Source organism: Humibacter ginsenosidimutans (assembly GCF_007859675.1).
GTDB lineage: Bacteria > Actinomycetota > Actinomycetes > Actinomycetales > Microbacteriaceae > Humibacter > Humibacter ginsenosidimutans.
This window is the reverse complement of the sequence record NZ_CP042305.1, coordinates 1519407-1539965: the sequence shown is the minus strand read 5'-3', so window position 1 is coordinate 1539965 and position 20559 is coordinate 1519407. Positions and strand designations below refer to the sequence as shown.

At 67.6% G+C, this 20559-nt stretch carries 13 protein-coding genes; 7 read left to right on the top strand and 6 right to left on the bottom strand.

The window, feature by feature from the left end; all coding sequences use genetic code 11:
* Nucleotides 1-62: 62 nt before the first annotated feature.
* Together FPZ11_RS07265 and FPZ11_RS07255 are read left to right on the top strand one after the other, a co-directional pair.
* Complete coding sequence (locus FPZ11_RS07265) at nucleotides 63-2543, top strand: ribonucleoside-diphosphate reductase subunit alpha (protein ID WP_210415978.1); 2481 nt, start codon at nucleotides 63-65, stop codon at nucleotides 2541-2543.
* A 147-nt stretch (nucleotides 2544-2690) separates the two neighbouring features.
* Nucleotides 2691-3674 carry a ribonucleotide-diphosphate reductase subunit beta gene (locus FPZ11_RS07255; protein WP_146319622.1) on the top strand — a complete coding sequence of 328 codons (984 nt, stop codon included), beginning with the start codon at nucleotides 2691-2693 and terminating at the stop codon, nucleotides 3672-3674.
* A 95-nt stretch (nucleotides 3675-3769) separates the two neighbouring features.
* Here the strand turns inward: FPZ11_RS07255 and FPZ11_RS07250 are convergent, their stop codons facing one another.
* From FPZ11_RS07250 to FPZ11_RS07225, 6 genes are all read right to left on the bottom strand, one after another.
* The gene (locus tag FPZ11_RS07250; RefSeq protein WP_146319620.1) at nucleotides 3770-4936 is read right to left on the bottom strand and encodes a hypothetical protein; all 1167 of its coding nucleotides are present in this window, start codon (nucleotides 4934-4936) and stop codon (nucleotides 3770-3772) included.
* 148 nt (nucleotides 4937-5084) lie between these two features.
* On the bottom strand, nucleotides 5085-7583 hold the full coding sequence (locus FPZ11_RS07245; protein ID WP_146319617.1) for a DUF5979 domain-containing protein: 2499 nt from the start codon (nucleotides 7581-7583) through the stop codon (nucleotides 5085-5087).
* A gap of 301 nt (nucleotides 7584-7884) precedes the next feature.
* Nucleotides 7885-10461, bottom strand: a complete 2577-nt coding sequence (locus FPZ11_RS07240; protein ID WP_146319615.1) for an NACHT domain-containing protein — start codon at nucleotides 10459-10461, stop codon at nucleotides 7885-7887.
* A 94-nt stretch (nucleotides 10462-10555) separates the two neighbouring features.
* Nucleotides 10556-11296, bottom strand: coding sequence for a YidC/Oxa1 family membrane protein insertase (locus FPZ11_RS07235; RefSeq protein ID WP_146319613.1), 741 nt, complete (start codon nucleotides 11294-11296; stop codon nucleotides 10556-10558).
* Between the two features lie 120 nt (nucleotides 11297-11416).
* On the bottom strand, nucleotides 11417-11698 hold the full coding sequence (locus tag FPZ11_RS07230) for a hypothetical protein (RefSeq protein WP_146319611.1): 282 nt from the start codon (nucleotides 11696-11698) through the stop codon (nucleotides 11417-11419).
* Nucleotides 11699-11743: 45 nt separating this feature from the next.
* A complete protein-coding gene (locus FPZ11_RS07225) occupies nucleotides 11744-13759 on the bottom strand; it encodes a DUF5107 domain-containing protein (protein ID WP_146319609.1) in 2016 nt (671 codons plus the stop codon).
* A 251-nt stretch (nucleotides 13760-14010) separates the two neighbouring features.
* On the opposite strand from FPZ11_RS07225, the gene FPZ11_RS07220 reads away from it, so the two are divergent.
* The 5 genes from FPZ11_RS07220 (at nucleotide 14011) to msuE (ending at nucleotide 20435) form a co-directional block, all read left to right on the top strand.
* Nucleotides 14011-15639, top strand: coding sequence for an ABC transporter substrate-binding protein (locus tag FPZ11_RS07220; protein WP_146319607.1), 1629 nt, complete (start codon nucleotides 14011-14013; stop codon nucleotides 15637-15639).
* An 80-nt stretch (nucleotides 15640-15719) separates the two neighbouring features.
* Nucleotides 15720-16820, top strand: a complete 1101-nt coding sequence (locus FPZ11_RS07215) for an ABC transporter permease (RefSeq protein ID WP_146319605.1) — start codon at nucleotides 15720-15722, stop codon at nucleotides 16818-16820.
* 1 nt (nucleotide 16821) lies between these two features.
* The gene (locus tag FPZ11_RS19475; protein ID WP_146319603.1) at nucleotides 16822-17904 is read left to right on the top strand and encodes an ABC transporter permease; all 1083 of its coding nucleotides are present in this window, start codon (nucleotides 16822-16824) and stop codon (nucleotides 17902-17904) included.
* Complete coding sequence (locus FPZ11_RS07205) at nucleotides 17901-19628, top strand: dipeptide ABC transporter ATP-binding protein (protein ID WP_437438624.1); 1728 nt, start codon at nucleotides 17901-17903, stop codon at nucleotides 19626-19628. Before FPZ11_RS19475 ends, FPZ11_RS07205 begins: the two co-directional genes overlap by 4 nt.
* A gap of 153 nt (nucleotides 19629-19781) precedes the next feature.
* Nucleotides 19782-20435: an FMN reductase gene (gene msuE, locus FPZ11_RS07200; RefSeq protein WP_146319601.1), complete on the top strand. Its 654-nt coding sequence runs from the start codon at nucleotides 19782-19784 to the stop codon at nucleotides 20433-20435.
* Nucleotides 20436-20559: the final 124 nt, after the last annotated feature.

The following is a 20559-nucleotide window of genomic DNA, read 5'->3' as shown; positions in this document are numbered from 1 at the left end:
ACGTGGGGCGGTGGATGCCGCCCACCGGCAGGCATCCGATGAGCAGTAGAGGAAGAGGCGAAGTGACAATCACGGTCGTGAAGCGCAACGGTGAGCGGGAGCCGTACGACGCGAACAAGATCAATCTGGCGATCGAGAAGGCGTCGGAGGGTCTCGACGAGAACATCACCTGGGTGACCCAGATCGCGAGCGAGCTCGAGCTGACGCTGTTCGACGGAATCACCACGCAGCAGCTCGACGAGGCGGTGATCCAGGTGGCGTTGCAGAACGTCAAGGACGACCCGGCGTTCGACACGGTCGCCGCCAGGCTGCTGCTCAAGACCATCTACAAGCGCGTCCTCGGCGACTACGAGGACGACGAGGAGCTCAAGCGGCTGCACCGCGAGGGCTTCGTGCCGTACATCGAGCGCGGCGTCGCCGAAGATCTGCTCGACCCCCGCTTCACCGACCTCTTCGACCTGAACCGCCTCGCGGGGGTGCTCGAGCCGAGCAATGACGGCCTGCTCAAGTACATCGGCCTCGTCACGTTGAACAACCGCTACGGCATCAAGGCGCGCAACGGCGACCCGCTGGAGGTGCCGCAGTACTTCTGGATGCGCATCGCCATGGGCCTCTCGCTCAATGAGGCCGATCCCACGGGGATCGCCATCGAGTTCTACGAGACGATGTCGCGTCTCGACTACCTCGCCGCCGGCTCCACGCTGGTCAACGCGGGCACGAAGACGCCGCAGCTCTCCAACTGTTTCGTCATGGAGATGCACGACGACATCGAGCACATCGCCAAGAGCGTGCGCGACGTGATGTGGATCACCAAGGGCACAGGCGGCATCGGGCTCTCGGTCACCAAGCTGCGCTCGCAGGGGTCGCCGATCCGCTCCAACAACACCGTGTCGACCGGGCCGATCCCGTTCATGCACACCATCGACTCGGTGCTGCGCGCGGTCAGCCGCGGCGGCAAGAAGTTCGGCGCCCTTGCGTTCTACATGGAGAACTGGCACCTCGACTTCCCCGACTTCCTCGATCTGCGACAGAACTCCGGCGACCCCTACCGCCGCACGCGCACGGCCAACACCGCGGTGTGGATCAGCGACGAGTTCATGAAGCGCGTGCAGAACGACGAGCCGTGGTACCTCTTCGACCCGCTCGAGGTCGCCGACCTCAACGAGCTGTACGGCAAGGCGTTCTCCGAGCGCTACGCGTTCTACGCCGCCGAGGCCGAGGCCGGCCGGCTGCGCATGTTCAAGAGGATGCCCGCCAGGCAGCAGTTCAAGGACATTCTGATGAGCCTGCAGACGACGGCTCACCCGTGGCTCACCTGGAAGGACACCATCAACAACCGTGCCCTGAACAACAACACGGGCACGATCCACCTCTCCAACCTGTGCACGGAGATCTGCCTGCCGCAGGACATCGACAACATCGCGGTCTGCAACCTGGCCTCGATCAACCTCTCCCGTCACCTGCAGGACGACGGCACGTTCAACTGGGCGACCATCGAGCGCAGCGCGCGTCTGGCCGTTCGCCAGCTCGACAACCTGATCGACATCACCATGTCGTCGGTGCCGGAAGCGGACAACGCCAACATCAACAACCGCGCGGTGGGACTCGGCATCATGGGCTTCACGGACGTCGTCGAGCGGCTCGGTCTCAGCTACGAGTCCGAAGAGGCGTACGACCTCATCGACGAGGTGGCGGAGCGCATTTCGTACTACGCCATCGAGGAGTCCGTCGACCTGGCGGCCGAGCGCGGTGCGTACCCGAACTTCGCAGGCTCCCGCTGGTCGCAGGGGCTCGTGCCGTTCGACACCCTGGCCCTCACCGAGCAGGACCGTGGCGTCGAGATCAAGGTGAACCGCACGACCCGTCTCGACTGGGACGTCCTGCGCGAGCGCGTGAAGGGCGGGATGCGCAACGCGACGCTGATGGCGGTCGCGCCGACGGCATCCATCGGTCTCGTCGCGGGCACCACGCCGGGCTTCGACCCGCAGTTCTCGCAGATCTTCAGCCGCTCCACCTCGAACGGCAAGTTCCTCGAGGTGAACCGCAACCTGGTGAACGCGTTGCAGCAGCACGGCCTCTGGGAGAAGGTGCGCGAGCAGGTGCTGCGCAGCCAGGGTGACATCCAGGGCATCGCCGACATTCCCGACGACATCAAGAAGGTGTACAAGACGAGCTTCCAGCTCTCGCCCTACGCGTTCCTCGAGGTCGCGGCGCGTGCGCAGAAGTGGATCGACCAGGCCATCAGCCGCAACATCTACCTCGAGTCGCGCGATGTGGGCGACATGGTCGACATCTACTCGGCGGCGTGGGAGCGCGGCGTCAAGACCACCTATTACCTGCACATGAAGCCGCGCCACCAGGCCGAGCAGACCACGGTGCGCGTGAACAAGGCCGAGGAGATCGGCGGGGCCCGCAAGGGCTTCGGCGCGGTGCCCGCGGGCGTCGGCGCGGGGTCGGCGGATGCCGCCGGCCAGGCAACAGCGCCGGCTCCCGCCCGTCGCGGGTTCGGCTTCGGAGGCGTGGCCGGGGGTGAGACCAAGTGAACGAAGGAACGCAGAACGACCTGCAGCTCGTCGGCGATTACTTTGTGCCGGAAGACCCCATGGAGGCCTTCCAGTGCGAGTCCTGCCAGTAGCCGCGGACTGACCGTAACCGACCACATCAGACGAAGAACCGAATCGAGAGAAGAAATGGGAATCCTGGGAACCGGCATCGAAGAGGGCCTGCTGCTGAAGCCGGTGAAGTATCAGTGGGCGATGGACCTGTACGACCAGGCCGTGGCCAACACCTGGTTCCCGAACGAGATCCAGCTCGGCGAAGACCTCGCGGACTTCAAGAAGATGACGGATGAGGAGCGCCATGCGGTGACGTTCCTGGTCAGCTACTTCAACCCGAACGAGCTGCTCGTGAACAAGGCGCTCGCGTTCGGTGTCTATCCCTACCTCAACGCCGCCGAAGCGCACCTCTACCTCGCGAAGCAGATGTGGGAGGAGGCGAACCACTCGATGTCGTTCGAGTACGTGCTCGAGACCTTCCCGATCGACCGCGAGCAGGCCTACGCCTCGCACGTGGACGTTCCCTCGATGGCGCGCAAGGAGGAGTTCGAGGTCAGGTACATCCGGCGCATGCTCGAGCAGAAGCTCGACATCACCACCACAGAGGGCAAGCAGGACTTCATCCGCAACCTCGTGGCGTACAACATCATCCTCGAGGGCATCTGGTTCTACTCGGGCTTCATGGTGGCGCTGTCGTTCCGCCAGCGGAACCTGCTGCGCAACTTCGGGTCGCTCATCGACTGGATCGTGCGCGACGAGTCGCTTCACCTGAAGTTCGGCATGAACCTCATCCTCACGGTGCTGGAGGAGAACCCCGACCTGCAGACGCCGGAGTTCGCCGCCGAGATCAAGCAGATGATCTTGGACGCCGTCGAGATGGAGGAGCAGTACAACAACGACCTGCTGCCCGGTGGCATCCTCGGCCTCAACGCGAACTACATCAACCAGTACGTCAAGTACCTGGCCGACCGACGGCTCGAGGAGCTCGGCTTCGGCGCCGAGTACAACGTGACGAACCCGGCGAAGTGGATGGCCGCTGCCAACGACACGCTCGAGCTCGTGAACTTCTTCGAGTCGATCAACACGTCGTACGAGTCGAACGCGAAGGCCTCGAGCTAGGGTGTGCGGCAAATCGGAACTTCGTCGCGACACGCGGTGCGTCGCGGTGCACCGGCGGCGTGTCGCGACGAAGCTCCGATTTCCGGCACGGCGACTCACTGAGCGGTTCGCACCCACAGCCGCGAGTCCTCAGACCCCGTTTCGGCGAGGACGAGCCGCCCGTGGAAGTCGTTCAGCACGGCCGTCTCGGCCTTGCCCGGCAGCGTGATCTCGTGCCAGTCGGTGCAGCCCTGATCGATCGCGAACGCGTGTGCGACGCGGTCGACGTCGACGACGGCCCAGGCCCTGTCGGCGGCGGCGACCACCTGCGTCGCCTCGACCAGGCCTTCGCCCGGGCCCTCTGACGCGGCGATCACCCGCCCACCGTTGTCGAGGCTCCAGCACAGCGCATGCTGAGTCGCGGCCAGCGTGCTGCCGATCACGACACATGCCGTGGCGGTGCATGCCGCACGGCTCGCCACGGCGCTCTCGGCGGCGGGCAGGGCGATCCGCGACCACGTGCTCCCGTCGCCGGAGATCCACGCCAGCGCGGTGCTGGGCGGCCCGGAACCGGTGTTGTGCTGCGAGGCGCCGGTCACGACGAATCCGTGTGTCGAGGCAGCGACTCCTGCCGCACTGGTCTGCTCGCCCGGTGCCGACGCGAGCGAGGCCAGGTCGGCGTACCGCCGCCAGGTCGTGCCGGAGGCCGAGCGCCAGACCGTCGCCCCATAGCGGCCGCTCATGCCGAGCCACGATCCGACGAGCAGCGCGGTGCGGTCGTCGGCGGCCTCGGCGGCGACATCGAGCGCGTCTTCGCCGCCGAACATCGTGAACGGCTGCTCGTGCTCCGTCAGCGCGTGCAGGGTTCCGTTCCACACGGTCGGCCGCGGGTTGCTGTGCGCGCCCCCGAACGCCTGCCCGTACGCGACGACACGACCGTGCGTCACGGCACCCTTGACGAGCTCCGCGACCCGACCGTAGCCGGTGACCGGATGGATGGTCAGTGCGGTCCACCGCCGCAGATCCGGGGTGGACCAGGCTGCGGGCTCGCGACCGGATGCCGTCGGCCGCGACCCGAGCGCGAGCATCCTGTCGCCTGCGCCCAGCAGCACGAGCACCCTCGCGCCCTTCGCCGGGAGCGGGATGCTGCTCCAGCCGTCGGATGCCGTGGCCCCCGGTCGAGGCTCGGCCCGATCGACGGCGCAGCCGGTCATCCCGGTCAGCACGAGCAGCGCGGCCGAGGCGGCCAGCAGCATCGTGATGCGACGAGCGGTGGTGCGCACGCCTCCATCCTCGCCCCGCTTCGACCTCTGCCGCGTGTTCTGTGCAGCATCCGTGCCGTCAGACACACGTCGGCGCCGAGGACGGGATCCTCGGCGCCGACGTGGTGCTCCTGATGTGAGCGGTGCGGCCGCAGCCTCGGGGGGAGGACTACGCCCGGCGGCGGCGCATCAGAAGCAGCATCGCGAGCCCGGCCACCAGGAGAGCCGCAGCGGGGATCACCGCAGTGCTGACGTCGGAGCCGGTGTGGGCGAGCGACGGGGCCGGGATGGTGGTGAGGGTGTTCGTCAGGGTGACGTTCGCCGTCGTGCCGTCACCGATCGTCACGGTGCTCGGACTGAACACGGGCTTCGACCAGGTCGCACCGGTGACCGTGGCGGGCGCATCCTCCTTCAGGGTGACCACTGCTCCGTACGGGAGCTGCGGACTCGTCACCGTCGTACCGGCCTTCACCGCGAGGTCGCCCGATCCCGCCAGGAATCCGGTACCGGCCGGGTACGAGTAGTGCACGGTGAACGTGGTGTTCTTCGGCAGGCTCGACGCGCCCGTGCCGTTCACCGTCTTGTGCAGGCTGAACGCGCCGGTGTCGAGGGTGATCAGATTGGTCAAGCCGACGGAGACGTTCTCGTCCTGCGCGACGGTGAACGTCGCGCCGGGCGTGAACACCGGCTGCGCCCACGTGCCGCCGGTGACCTTCACCGGGTTCTCGCTCAGCGTCACGACGGCGCCTGCGGGAGCCGTCACCGTGGTCGGCGTGCCGCCGGCGGTCACCTTCGCGACTCCGGAGCCGGCCTCGATGCCCAGAGAGGGGTCGGCCGGGTACGAGTAGTCGACATCGAACGTCGGATCGGTCACGAGCCCTGCGGCGTCACCGGTGAGGTCCTTCTCGATGCTGAACGTGCCGACGTTGCGCTTGAGCGTGTTCGTCGCCGTCACCGTGACGGTCTTGGTGTCCGGACCGATGGTGAGGGTGCCGGGGCTCACGGTCGAACCCGTCCAGGTGGCGCCCGGGATGTCCGTCGGTGCCTTCTCGGTGAACGTTACGTTCGCGCCGACCGGAAGCTGCGGGAACGCGACGGTCGTGCCGTCGGCCGGCAGCTCGACGCTCTGCGAGCCGCCTTTGATGCCGAGGTCGGCGTTGTCGGGCCACGTGGCATCCAACTCGAAGCTCGTGCCTTGCGGCAGGGTGACGCCGTCGGGGTTGTCGAGAACCTTCTTCGCGTTCTGCGCCTGCTCGGGAACGGTTCCGGTGTTCGTCAGCGTGTAGTTGCCGATGGCGTTGCCCGCGACGGTGATCGTGTACGACGTGCTGTTCGGCCCGGTCGTACCCTGCACCGGGTTGCCGTTGCCGTCGGTGAGTGCCGTGCTCCAGTCGACGTTCGCCGGACCGGGGTTCTCCTCGGTGAGGGTCACGGTGGAGCCCTTGAAGATCTGGTCGCTGAGGTAGCTCCAGTTGTTGTCGGCGCCGAGAGTGAACGAGCCGGACGTGGCGGGAGGCACGTCGCCCGGGTAGTTGATGACGTAATCGACGGTGACGGACTGCGGCTGCAGTGTGTCGGTGGTGTCGAACGCCTTCTTCAGCTCGAAGCGGCCGAAGTTGTCGCCGACGGCGGTGCCGCCGTAGGTGTAGCGCGTGGCCGTGCCCGTCACGCTGGTGTCAGTGCCGTTCACCGAGATGGTCGCGGTGTTCGAGTACGTGCCGGGACCGACGACGCCCTTGCCGCCGTCTTCGGCCTTGACGGTCCAGTGCACCTGGTACACGGAGCCGACCAGCGGTGTCGGGTCGGTCCCCGTCACGCCCGAGCAGCCGCCTGCTGCGGTCGTGAACGCGACAGAGGTCTTGTCGGCCGAGATCGTGGTCTCGGTGGCGTCGAGGGTCGTGTAGTGCGCGCTCTGGTAGCCCCATGAATCGGTGGTCATGCAACCTGCGACGCTGACCCACGGCGAGCCGTCCTGGATGGTGAACGGGTTCCCGGTGAAGGGATCGGTGACGGTGATCGTCTGACCGGGCTCCAGGGACTTTCCGTCACCGGCGGTGGTGAAACCGTCGCCATGGGAAGGCACCTGCACAGTCCAGGTGATCGTGTCATTGCTGTTGTTGTACGACCCGTACTTGCTCGCGCCGGTGCCGTTCCACTGACAGTTCGTCGAGCAGAACCGGCTGGTCACGGTGACCGGGTTGGTCTCGACACCGCCGATGTTCCATGTTTGGCCGGTCGCGGTGTCGTGGTTCTTCAGGTCGACCTGCACGCCCATGGTGAAGCTGCCGTGGATGTTGTCCGGGTTCGCTGTCACGTAGTCGGGGTCGATGGTGCAGGTGGCCGTCGTCGACGTGATCGTGCACGTGCCGTTGTCGATCGCGAACGTGGCGCCGACGCCGTGCAGGCCGTCGGGCAGCTCGAACGAGACGACGACGGGATTGGTCGCGGGCGATTCGGTGGCGTGCCACGAGACATCCAGGGTCTGTGTCGACTGGTCCTGGAACGTGGTGTTCTCGAACGTCACGCTGTCGACCGCGGTCGGCGTTCCCTCTGCGGCGTTCGCGGCGGTGACGCCGCCGAGCGAGACCGCGATCACTGTCGCCGCCGCACCGAGTGATGCGGCCAGATATCTGGCCAACGCACGGACGCGTCTCGAGTTGCTAGGCATGGTTCCCTTTCCCCCTGGCCCGGACCGGCTGTCCGGCGCCGAGGAACCGCGCACGCGACGGACGGCGGCTACGACGCGCACGGGTTCCTGTCGGAGGGTGTGAGGGGCGTGTTCAGGCCACGTCTGTTTCGGGCGGCGGTTCCCGGCAGGCCTCCCGGAAATCTCGGGTGTCACGGGGACGAGATCTCATGGACCGGTCGTCCTGCCGCTTCGACTCTGAACGATCGCGGGGGCGGCTGTCAGCGACAGCCACCGCATTTCATACCGATAGCTGCCGCTTTTGGTACCGGGATGAAATGATTCACTCCAACAGACCGAGCTCGCGTGCGACGGCGAGAGCAGCCTGGCGCGAGGAGACGCCGAGCTTGCGGTACAGGCTCTGCGACTGCGTCTTGACGGTGTGCGGCGAGACGACGAGCGCTGCCGCCGCCTCTTTGATGCTGCCGTGCTCGGCCAGCGCGTTCAGTACCACGTGCTCCCGCGACGTCAGCGGTACTGCGACCGTGCCGGCCTGACCCGTCGGTGCGGCGATGTCGAGGTAGCTCTGAATGGATGCCGAGTGCCGTTCGCGTTCGAACTCGCGGAGGAGTTCGCGGTCGCGTGGTGGCAGCAGCGCCACGTGCATCCGAGGCCCGTACGACTCCCAGGTGACGGATGCCCCGTTCAGCCACGACCAGGCGAGGTCGTCGCGGCCGATGCGCAGAGCGGCGACCGCTCCGGTGGTTCCCACGTCGGCGCGGGTGCGCAGGGTGTGGGAGCGAAGGCCGATCGACTGCTCTGCGAGGGCGAACGCGCCGCGATCGTCGCCCGCGGCGAGCAGCGCCGCAATGCGTGCGCCGGCGAGGTAGGGGCTGTCTTCCGGCTGCTCCCGCAGCAGGCGGTCGGCCGTCGCACGGTCTCCTGCTGCCAGCCACGCGCGTGCGAGCGTGGCGTAGAGATGCTCGGTGGCCACGCTGTCGCCGATGCCGGGAGGCGTCGGGTCGCTCAATTCCCTCGTGACCCTGGCTGCTTCGGCCTGCGCCTGGCCGAGGCCGTGGCGTGCCGAGACCGAGATCGCGGTGAAGAACGGCCAGAACTCCGATGTCGGCGTGTAGCTGTCCGCCTGGCGAAGCGTTTCGGCTGCCGCGGCGAAGTCCATCGAGTCGAGCTGGGCGAACGCCGTCGCGACGACGCCGAGGCCGTTCAGATAGGTGTGCCGCAGCTCCTGAGGCCAGGCCTGGCCGTCGATCGAGTCCAGGAACGCCGTGGACCGCACGATGTCCCCGGCGAACGCGCTGGCGCCCGCAGCATAGACGATCGAATAGTTGCGCGTCGTCTGGCTCGTGCAGAGCGCGACCGAGCGCCTGATCGCGGCGATGGCCTCGTCGATCTCGCCGCCCAGCAGCAGCGAATAGCTGAGCTGTCGCAGGATCGTTCCCACGTGCTCCCCGTATCGGGTGAGCAGCCCTGGATCGATGGCATCCATCGACCGCACCACGTCGAGGCACGCGCGTGCCGAGTCGCGGAACGCGAACGCCTCACGTCGGGCGATCGCCTGCATGGCGTTCATCGAGAACGCGTCGATCGTGGGCTCGAGGTACGCGGGTCGTGCCGTGGAGTCGATCGCGATCCGGAACACGCGAGGCGCCTCAAGGCGCAGAATCGCGTTGGCGTGGAGTGCGAGGCCGAGGCCGAACGCCAGCATGGGATGTTCGGAGAGGACCGGCTCCGGGATGTCGCGGAGCGTAGGCAGGAAGCGATCGGTGATGTAGGTGTCGGGATTGTTGATCACCAGAGAGACGAAGACCCGGTCTGCCAGCGCGTAGTCGCCGCCGTCGATCGCGAATCGAAGCGCCTGGTCGACGTCGTCGTTGCCGAACAGCCAGCGCGCGGTGGTGATGCAGGAGCGCCTGAACCCCTCCCGGTCTTCTGCCGCGCGCGTCCTGAAGGTGTCGCGGATCGTCTCGACGTACTGGAACACCGGATGCTGGCATCCGTACGGGATCCATCGCCCGAAGCCGTTGTGCTCGAGCGTGTCGAGGAGTCGTGCCGGATCGGGATGCCCGCTGAGCCGGCTCGCCAGGTCGGCGTCGACGTAGGGCGGCACGCTGGTGTCGACGACGAACTGCATGGTGACGTCGTCGGGAAGCAGGGACTCGAGGCGTGCCGCCACGACGGCATCCCACTCCGTCGAGTCGACCCGAGGAACCCTGCCGAGCTGGGCGAGCACGAGGACCACCGATCGCACGGTGAGTGCGAAGCCGTGGGTCGCGGTCATCACGGAGTGTGCGAGCCGCCTGTCCTGGATGCCGGTCTGGGCGACGATCAGAGCGTCGACCTCGTCGAGGGTCAGTGCGAGGTCGGCGAGCGTCAGCACGCGCACCACTCCGCCCGGCGCACGGACCTCGGTCAGGGCGGTGCCGCTTCTCGTGGTGATCATGATGCGCAGTTCGGGCAGCGCGGACAGCAGGCGGGTGAGGTCGCGATCGACTTCGGGCAGTGCGTCTCCGAGCTGCTCGTAGGCATCGAGCACCAGCGTGACCTCGCCGAGGTCGGCGAGCAGTGTCACGGCGACCTGTACGGGGTCTGCCGCCACGTTCAGCTGGTCGCTGACCCGCGCCTCCGCCTCCGGGGTGAGGCGGCCCAGCCGTTTCGCGCAGTTCGCTACGTGCCGCCAGAAGGCCTGCACACTCGTCGTGTTCTGGCCGAGCGACACCCAGGTCACCGTGCGGTCGCTCTCGTGCTTCGTCGCCCAGCTTCTCAGCAGGGTCGTCTTGCCGCTCCCGCTCGGCCCTTGCACGATGCACACGCGTACGAGGGTCGAATCGAGGATGCGGTACAGTCGCGGCCGATCGACGACGCCGGCGACCGCAGCGGACTCGAGCGCGTCTCCGGTCACCTGAATCAGCTCCTCGTCGGAGGACCGCCGACCCGTCGGGCGTCCGCGGTCTCCTCCTCATTGTCGTCTCTACTGATGCAGACGCGAGGAAGGCTCAAACATGACGCGGGTCACGTGTCGCGAGTGTGCGTTCTACCGCAGTCCACCACATCGTCACGGCGAGATACACGGATGCCGCGACGGGAGCGAGCGCCGCGAACACGACGCTGAGCACCGGCAGCCAGCTCAGTGCGCGCGCCATGGTGCCCGGTGCTGGGGCGCTGGGGTCCAGCCGCCGCGATGTCCGCAGTGTGAAGTGTCGAGACGTGACGGCCGCCGCCGCGATCACGAGCAGGAACACGAGGGGCAGCGCCAGCTGGGCGACCGATCCCGCCGCGAGAAGGCCGGCGAAGGATGCCCCGAGTGGCGTTCCGAACACGGTGTGCGCGAGCAGCGCGTTGGCGTGCCCGGCGATGGTCGCCCTCGTGAACACGCCGTACACGACGGACACCACCGGGATCTGCACCAGCGCTGGCAGCATGCCCGCGAACGGGGACACCCCTTCGGCGGCGTACAACTCCTGGGTCTTGCGACCGAGCGTGACGGCATCCTTCGCGTGCCGTTTCTGCAGGTCGCGCAGACGCGGAGCCAGCCTGGAACGGGCGACCTGTGCTCTGGCCGACGACAGCCCGACGGGGAGGAGTGCCGCTCGCACGGCGAGGGTGGCGACGGCGATCGCGACCAGCACGGCGACACCGATCGGCAGAACGTCGCCGATCGCCTCGGCCATCGAGGTGATGAGAGCGGATGCTCCGCTCAAGACCGCCGCGAACGGCGGAAAGGAAAAGGGGTCCATGAAGTGTGAGTCCTGACGTCTCGAGAAAGTGGTCGATGAGCGCGATGCAGCGCGGGTCGACCCGAGACGGAACGCCCGGAGACGGGAGTCTCGGAGACGGAGGGTTCGGTGACGGCGCTGCTAGAGCGCGACCGACGGAGGCCGCGGGCGCATCATGGCGCGGGCATCCGTGTGCGTGGGGGAGAGCGTGACGACGGCATCGAGCCAGGCGTCGCGAGCCGTGCCGACGCGAACCGGTCGGGTCTGTGCGCTCGTGCGCGCGAGCATCCTCATCGCCGCGATCGAGACGGCCGCGGTGAGCGCCACGGCCAGCACGAGGCTCGCGGTGGCCGCAGGCGTCACCTCGAACCCGGCGACGGCGACGAGCGCGGTCAGCAGGGCGGGCAGGAGGCGACGGAGCATGCCATCGATCCTAGGGCGCGCCGCCGAATGCGCTGCGGACGGCGCTCACTCCTCGACGTGCATGCGGAAGTCGTACCGTGCGGGCGGCGGAAACTCCCGCGCCGCCCTGGCGCGCAGCCGATCGTCGACAGGCACGCCCTCGGCGGCGGCGAGCCGCGCGGCCTGGTAGTCGAGCCACAAGCCGTCGAGCGATTCCTCGCCCTCCTTGAGGTCCGCGATCTCGATGCCCGTCTCGAGCAGTTCACCGCAGCGGTCGAGGTCGCCTGTGGTGAGGGACGCCCGTGCCTCCGCATACCTGATGCGCCCGTCCGACCGCTGCGCGACGCCCAGCGACCCGACGAGCTCGAGCGCGTCGGCGGGGCGGCCCGCCTCGAGGAGCTGCCTGCCGGCTTCGATGCTGAGCGGGAGCAGGTGGGGGAGCAGGTCGCGTGCCCGCGCGTACGCGGTCGCCGCGGCGTCGTGGTCGCCCGCCCGCTCCGCGGCCACCGCGAGATTGCGCCACGCCCAGCCGTTGTCGCCCAGCGCGAGGGATGCCCGCCACGCGTCACCGGCGGCCTCCCAGTCCCCGCTCGCCACCGCGAGCACCCCCTCGTGGAGTCGTGCCTGCCACCCGGCTGCGCGTCGTACGGCTTCCGTCCACGCCGGGTCGGCCTGATACGAGAGCGGCGGCTCGGCGTGGTCGGAGGCGAGAGCGTCCGTCGTGCCGTCGAGGGCGGCGATCCACCACCGCTGCTCGGCGCCGAGGTCGCCGGACAGGAACGGGGCGGCAGTGCTCGACAGCGGAGATTCGCCCGCCTTCGCGCGCCTGGCATCCTCGAGTGCGCCCCAGCCGGATGCCCGCCGCAGCACCTCGACCACCTCGTCGTGCGCCGTGTCGCGAGCCTCCTCCCGCGCGAGCACCATGCCCGCACCAGCCTGCGCAACGGCTTCGGCTCCCGCCGAGACGGCATCCCGCCACGATCCGTGCACCGCAGCTGCGTCGGCCTGGGCGAGCCCGTAGACCTCGGTCCAGCGCCAGCTCGTGCCTGCCGGGATCGGCAGGTGCTCGAGCTGGGTGCGGGCGAGGCCTGCCTGGATCTCCAGGTAGGGGTGGTCGCCCTCGGTGAGCCAGCGCTGCCAGTGGCGGCTGCCGACGCCCGTGCCCCAGAGGAAGAGCTTGCGTCCGCGCAGTCGGGAGGTCGAGGCCTGGAAGAGGCCAGCACCGTCGCCGTCGAGTGCGGCGATCCACGGCATCGGGGCGCGATTGAGCTCGAAGAAGTAGTCGGCGGCATCCCTGGATCGTGTCGTATAGCTGCGATCGACCCCGTCGCCGTGCACGTCGGGGAAGGGCACCTTCGACATGGTGCCCTCGTAGGCGAACCGATAGGCCTCATCGCCCGGTGCGATCACTCGCACGTCGTCGCGCTCCGGAACGGCGATGTTCGACCACCAGTACACCGGCACCTCGCTGTCACGCGGGTTCTCGATGGTGACCTGCACGACGAGCAGAGCGGCGTCGGGAGCGAGGGAGGCATCGATGCGCACGATGAGTCCGCGCATCCGCTCGTACTCGTACATGCGCAGCACCTCGGTGCCGTCGGGTCGTCGTGCCCGCACCGCGTGCAGGGGCGCGCAGGTGAGCGGCCAGTGGCCCGTCGTACCGAGGTTCCATTCCACGCCGCCCGCGAACCAGGCACCCCGCAGCGCGAGGTTGGCGGGCCGGAACACCGGGTTGCTGTGCAGCAGTTCTCTGCCGGTGCTCTTGTCGACGAGCGACCACAGTCGTCCTCCGAGATCGAGCAGGAACTCGGCGCGCACCCGCTCGTTCTCGAGAACGGCGGTGACGTGCCGCTGTGGCTTCAGCTCGCGTCCGTATCCGTCTTGCATCAGATAGGGCAGCACCGTGTCGGTCCCGCCGTAGCCGAGGCCGAACAGCAGTTCGTCGTCGAGGCCGGTGCCTGCGGCATCCTTGTGCAGGTCGGCTCCGCCTGCGATGGGCGGCAGCGGGTTCGGTGCGCCCAGAGCGCCGGAGGGCATGACGAGCTCGTCGAGACGCACGACGGAAGGGTGTGGGGTGCTCATGATCGCCCATGCTTTCAGACCGAGCGTCGCGGTCGAAGTCCGCGCACGGATGTTGCGTCAACGCGCATGAATCTGCGCGAAATGCGATACATGCGTTTCCATCGAATAACGATCCTCCCGTGCGGGACCCCGCCGATGCGCATGCTTGTCGAACGCTGTGTTAGGACTTGAGAAACTGTGAATGGGCACAGCCTGTGCCGCTCGTTCACAGCACGATCATTCAGATCGGACAGCAGAGAGGCACTTTCCGTATGAAATCGGCATCATCCCGCCGTGCGCGCGTGCTCGGGGTCGTCTCGGCCCTCGCAGTCGCCGCGCTGGCCCTCACCGGATGCTCCGGCAACAGCAACAATGCAGGCGGCACCGCCAGCGGCTCGATCACCATCGGCACGACCGACAAGACGACCAGTCTCGACCCGGCGGGTTCGTACGACAACGGCTCGTTCGCGGTGATGAACCAGGTGTACCCGTTCCTGATGAACACGCCCTACGGCAGCCCGGACGTCAAGCCCGACATCGCCCAGTCCGCGTCGTTCACCTCGCCGACGGAGTACACGGTCAAGCTCAAGAGCGGACTCAAGTTCGCCAACGGCGACGATCTCACGTCGTCCGACGTGAAGTTCACCTTCGACCGCCAGCTCAAGATCAACGACCCGAACGGTCCGGCCTCGCTGCTCGGCAACCTCGCGAGCGTCACGACGCCCGACAAGCTCACCGCGGTCTTCCACCTCAAGGTGGCCAACGACCAGACGTTCCCGCAGGTGCTCTCCAGCCCGGCAGGTCCGATCGTCGACGAGCAGGTGTTCTCGGCGGACAAGGTCACGCCGGACACCACCATCGTCAAGGGCGACGCGTTCGCCGGCCAGTACTACATCAAGTCGTTCCAGGTGAACAACCTGATCCAGTTCAAGGCGTTCGACGGCTACAAGGGCCTTCTCGGCAAGGCCAAGACGGCCACCGTGAACATGAAGTACTACACGAGCGCTCCCAACATGAAGCTGGACATCCAGCAGGGCAACATCGACGTGGCCTACCGCCAGCTCTCGGCGACCGACATCGCGAGCCTGCGCTCCGACAAGAAGGTCAAGATCGTCGACGGTCCCGGCGGTGAGATCCGCTACATCGTGTTCAACTTCAACTCGATGCCGTACGGCTTCAAGACCTCCGACGCCGACGCCAAGAAGGCGCTCGCCGTTCGCCAGGCCGCAGCCGACCTGATCGACCGCAAGGCGATCGCGAGCCAGGTGTTCAAGAACACCTACACGCCGCTGTACTCCTATGTTCCGCAGGGCCTGACGGGCGCGACCGAGTCGCTCAAGTCGCTCTACGGCGACGGCAGCGGCGGACCGTCGCTCGACAAGGCGAAGAAGACGCTCGCGGATGCCGGCGTCAGCACCCCGATCGCGCTCAGCCTGCAGTACACGCCCGATCACTACGGCCCGTCGTCGTCCGACGAGTACGCGCTGATCAAGGACCAGCTGGAGACCGGCGGTCTCTTCAAGGTCAACCTGCAGTCGACCGAGTACGTGCAGTACTCGAAGGACCGCGTGAACGACGTCTACCCCGCGTACCAGCTCGGCTGGTTCCCGGACTACTCCGACGCCGACAACTACCTCACGCCGTTCTTCTCGAAGGACAACTTCCTCGCGAACCACTACGACAACCCCGAGGTGCAGAAGCTCATCACGGAGCAGGTCGGCACCACGGACAAGGATGCCCGCACCAAGCTCATCGAGCAGATTCAGGACAAGGTCGCGCAGGACCTCTCCACGCTGCCGATGCTGCAGGGCTCGCAGGTGGCCGTTGTCGGCTCCGACGTGCACGGAATGACCCTCGACGCGTCGTTCAAGCTGCGCATCGCGCCGATCTACAAGAAGTAAGTAATGTCGAGGCGGGCGGTCGTCGGTGCGACGCCGCCCGCCTCGATCTGCACCAAAACCCGTAACAAACGAGGAAGCCTATGACAGCCCTTCTCGACGAGCCGGACCCTGTTCTGCCGGCCGCACCGCAGTCCGCCCCAGGCGGCAAGACGCGTGGCGGAGGCGGACTTCTGCGGTACATCGTCATCCGCTTCCTGCTGATCATCCCGACGGTGTTCATCCTGGTCACCGTCGTGTTCTTCCTGATGCGCTCGACCGGTGACCCGATCACGGCTGCGCAGGGCGGCAGGCTTCCTCCCGCCGAGCTGGCCAGGCGCATCCACGAGGCCGGCTACGACCGGCCGTTGCTGGTGCAGTACTTCCAGTACCTCGGCCAGATCTTCACCGGCAACTTCGGCACCACGTTCAGCGACCACCAGCTGGTGACGACGGTGCTCGTCACCTACGGCGCCGCGACGCTCGAGCTGGCGTTCTACGCCCTGATCGTGGCGTTCATCGTCGGCATTCCGCTCGGGATGCTCGCCGCCTACTTCCGCGACAAGGGCTGGGATGCGGCCTTACGCATCTTCGCCATCCTCTGCTACGCCACTCCGGTGTTCTTCGCCGGCCTGCTGCTCAAGCTGATCTTCTCCGTGTGGCTGGGCTGGCTTCCCGTCTCCGGCAGGGCGACGACGGGCGACGAGCTCACCATGCAGTCGCTCGATCATCCCACCGGCATCTATCTGATCGACGCGTTCCAGACCGGGGATCCCGCCGTGGTCGGCGATGTGCTCGCGCACGCCGTACTGCCGGGCATCGCGCTCGGGTTCCTCACCGCAGGCGTATTCCTGCGCCTCGTGCGCACGAACGTGATCGGCACGCTGTCGACCGACTACGTGGCATCCGGACGCTCGCGGGGCGTCAGCGAGTTCAGGCTCGTGCGCAAGCACGCGTATCGACCGGCGCTCATTCCGATCATCACCGTGATGGGGCTGCAGATCGCACTGCTCCTCGGCGGCGCCGTGCTCACCGAGACCACGTTCGAGTGGAAGGGCCTCGGCTTCCAGCTTGCGCAATACCTGCAGGCGCGCGACTACGTGGCGGTGCAGGGCATTGTGGCCATGCTGGCCGTGATCGTGGCCATCACGAACTTCATCGTCGACGTCATCGCGGCGCTCATCGACCCGAGGGTGAGGTACTGACATGACGACCACCGCCACCGTGCCGGTGCTCGCGCCGCGCAAGCGCAGCATCTGGTCGAGGCTGCCCATCGTGCACCAGGTGCGGCAGTCCGTCGGGGTGCAGCGCGGGATGCTCGTGACCGGCCTCGTCATCACCGCCGTGTTCGTGCTGGTCGCGATCTTCGCTCCGCTCATCGCGCCCTACGGCTTCGCCCAGCTGCACGGCGCGAACGGCAAGGACTTCGGTTCGCAGCAGCCGCCGAGCCCTGAGCACATCTGGGGAACGACGGTCGGCGGCTACGACGTGTTCTCCCGTGTGCTGTGGGGAGCGCAGACCGCGGCCCTCGTGATCGTCGTGGCCGTGATCCTGTCGATCTTCGCCGGCGTCCTGCTCGGTCTCGTCTCCGGCTACCTCGGCGGATGGATCGACCGCGTGCTCGTCGTCATCTGCGACGCGATCTACGCGTTCCCGACGCTGCTCCTGGCGATCGTGATGTCGATCGTCATCTCCGGCGGACAGTCCAACCTGTGGGGCGGCATCTTCGCCGCCGCCATCTCCATCACCGTCGTCTACATTCCGCAGTACTTCCGCGTGACGCGCGCCGAGGCGGTGCGCATCAAGGCGGAGGCGTACGTCGAGTCGGCGAAGGTAATCGGGGCATCCACCGGCCGCATCATGTTCAAGCACGTGTTCCGCAACTCCACGCGCACGCTGCCGCTGATCTTCACGCTCAACGCATCGGAGGCCATCCTCACGCTCGCGGGCCTGGGCTTCCTGGGCTTCGGCATCGAGCCGTCGTCGGCGAGCGAGTGGGGCTACGACCTCAACAAGGCCATCGCCGACGTGACGAGCGGCATCTGGTGGACGGCGCTCTACCCCGGCCTCGCGATCGTGCTCGTGGTGCTCGGCATCACGCTCGTCGGCGAGAGCCTCAACGACCTCGCCGACCCGCGACTGCGCGGCAGGCGGGCCGTCGCGGCCGCGGCGGGCGAGACGGCCGACATCAGCGTCGTGCCCGGCGGGCCGAACATGGCGCCCGGTGGACTCGACGGACTCGAGCCCGGCTCGGGCATCGAGGAAGAGGGAATCGAGGTGCGCGAGTGAACGCGAACAGTGCGGCGACGGAGCCCCAGACATCCTCTGCACCGAAAGACGCGGTGCGCATCGACGATCTGACCGTGTCGTTCTCCACCGACGCCGGAGCGGTGAAGGCCGTCGACGGCGTGAGCCTGCACGTGTCGCCAGGAGAGGTGCTCGCCATCGTCGGCGAGTCGGGAAGCGGCAAGACGGTCACGGCGCGCACCATCCTCGGGCTGCTGCCGGAGACGGCCACCTCATCGGGCGCCGTGCTGCTGAGCACGGCCAAGGGCGAGGTGGATGTCGTCACCCTCAGCAACAAGCAGCTGCGCGCCGTGCGCGGTCCCGCGGTCTCGATGGTGTTCCAGGAGCCGTCCACCGCGTTGAACCCGGTGTTCAAGGTGGGCTGGCAGATCGCCGAGGGACTGCGCGCGCACCACAAGATCTCGAAGAAGGAGGGTCGAGCCCAGACCATCGAGATCCTGCGCAAGGTGGGTATCCCCGAGCCGGAGACCCGGGTGGACTACTACCCGCACCAGTTCTCCGGCGGGCAGAAGCAGCGCATCGTCATCGCCATGGCGCTCGTGCTCGGGCCGCGCCTGATCGTGGCTGACGAGCCGACGACGGCGCTCGACGTGACCGTGCAGGCCGAGATCCTCGACCTGCTGCGGCGCTGTCGCGAGGAGTTCGGGTCGGCCATCGTGCTCATCACGCACAACATGGGCGTGGTCGCCGATCTCGCAGACCGGGTCGCCGTGATGTACAACGGCAAGCTCGTCGAAGAGGCGGAGGCCACCACCCTGTTCGCCTCCCCGCGCCAGGAGTACACGAAGCGGCTGCTCGGCGCAGTGCCGCGCATCGGCGAGGGCACGGCGACGGCGCGGGCACGTGCACAGGCACGACCTGACGGCTGGGCAGAGTCCGAGCCGGTGGTGAAGGCGTCGGGGCTGCGCATCCAGTACCCGGGCCGTCTCGGGCAGAAGGGCTTCGTCGCAGTGGATGGCGTTGACTTCGCCATCCGACCGGGCGAGGTGCTCGGACTGGTGGGCGAGTCCGGCTCGGGCAAGACCACGATCGGGCGTGCCATCGCCGGTCTCACCAAGGTCACCGGCGGCTCGCTGAGCGTGCTCGGGCACGAGATGAACGGCATCGCCGAGCGGCACTTCCGCCCGGTGCGCGACCGCGTCGGGTTCGTGTTCCAAGACCCGGCGTCGAGCTTCAACCCGCTGCTCACGATCGCGCAGTGCGTCGCCGAGCCGTTCATCGTGCACGGCAGGGCCGAGAACGCGGCGGATGCCCGTTCCCGCGTCGACGAGCTGCTCGAGGCCGTGCAACTGCCGCGGGCGTACGGCGACAGGTATCCGCACGAGCTCTCCGGTGGTCAGCGGCAGCGCGCCAGCCTGGCGCGCGGCATCGCGCTGAAGCCGCCGCTGCTCATCGCCGACGAGCCGACCAGCGCACTCGACGTGTCGGTGCAGCAGCGCGTTCTCGAGGTCTTCGCCGACCTGCAGAAGGAGTTCGGCTTCGCCTGCCTTTTCATCAGCCACGACCTCGCGGTCGTCGACATCGTCGCCGACCGCATCGCGGTGATGCACCACGGCCGACTGGTCGAAGAGGGCACGGGCGAACAGGTGCTGGGCTCGCCGAAGGATGACTACACGCGCAAGCTGCTGGCATCTCTTCCCGTTCCCGACCCGATCGAGCAGGCGAAGCGGCGCGAGGCGCTGCGGGAGATCGTCGCGGGGGCATAGCGGGCGCCGCGCCGCGGCGGTGTGGAATACGTGTCGTCGTGTGACGGGCTCGCGCGCGCACGTTTCGCACCGTGCATAGTCTCGTAACGGATCCGCTTCGGGATGCCATCGGGCAGCCGCCCCCGCGAGCACCGTGATCGAGAGGACTCACGCATGACCGAGCCGCTGAGCGTCGTCGCCGTCTCCGGCAGCCTGCACAACCCGTCGAAGACCGATGTGCTCATCGACGAGATCCTGCGGCAGCTCGCCGAGGAGCTCGAGGTCTCCTCGCACGTGATCCGCATCACGGATGTCGGCCCGCAGTTCGCGGGCGTGCTGAATCGCTCGGAGCTGCCGCGTTCCGTCGAAGACGAGCTGCGCCGTGTCGAGACCGCCGACCTGCTCGTCGTCGCTTCGCCCGTGTATCGCGCGTCGTTCACCGGGCTGTTCAAGCACTTCTTCGACTTCGTCGACCAGTACGCGCTCGTCGACACCCCCGTGCTGCTGGCGGCAAGCGGCGGCAGCGAACGGCACTCGCTCATCGTCGAGCACCAGCTGAGGCCGCTGTTCGGGTTCTTCCAGGCGCTCACCCTGCCGGTCGGGGTCTACGCGCACGAGTCCGATTTCAACGACTACCGCATCGACTCGCCGCTTCTTGTGGAGCGCATCAAGACATCCATCCGCCGCGGTCTGCCGCTCATCACCTCGAGCGTGCAGGAGAAGCGCCGCATCCGGCAGGCGCTCGACGAGGGAGAGCAGGTCGCGTTGCCCGGCTCGGCGCCGGTCGCACCGCAGGAGCCCCAGCGCACGGTGCGGCTGTACACCTGACTGAGGCGAGAGCCGAACGAGCTCGCTCGTTCGGCCGAGCTGATGGAAGGTGTTGAGCGGCGAAGCCGCGAGTACACCTGACTGGGGCGCCGAGCCGATGGAAGGTGTTGAGCGGCGAAGCCGC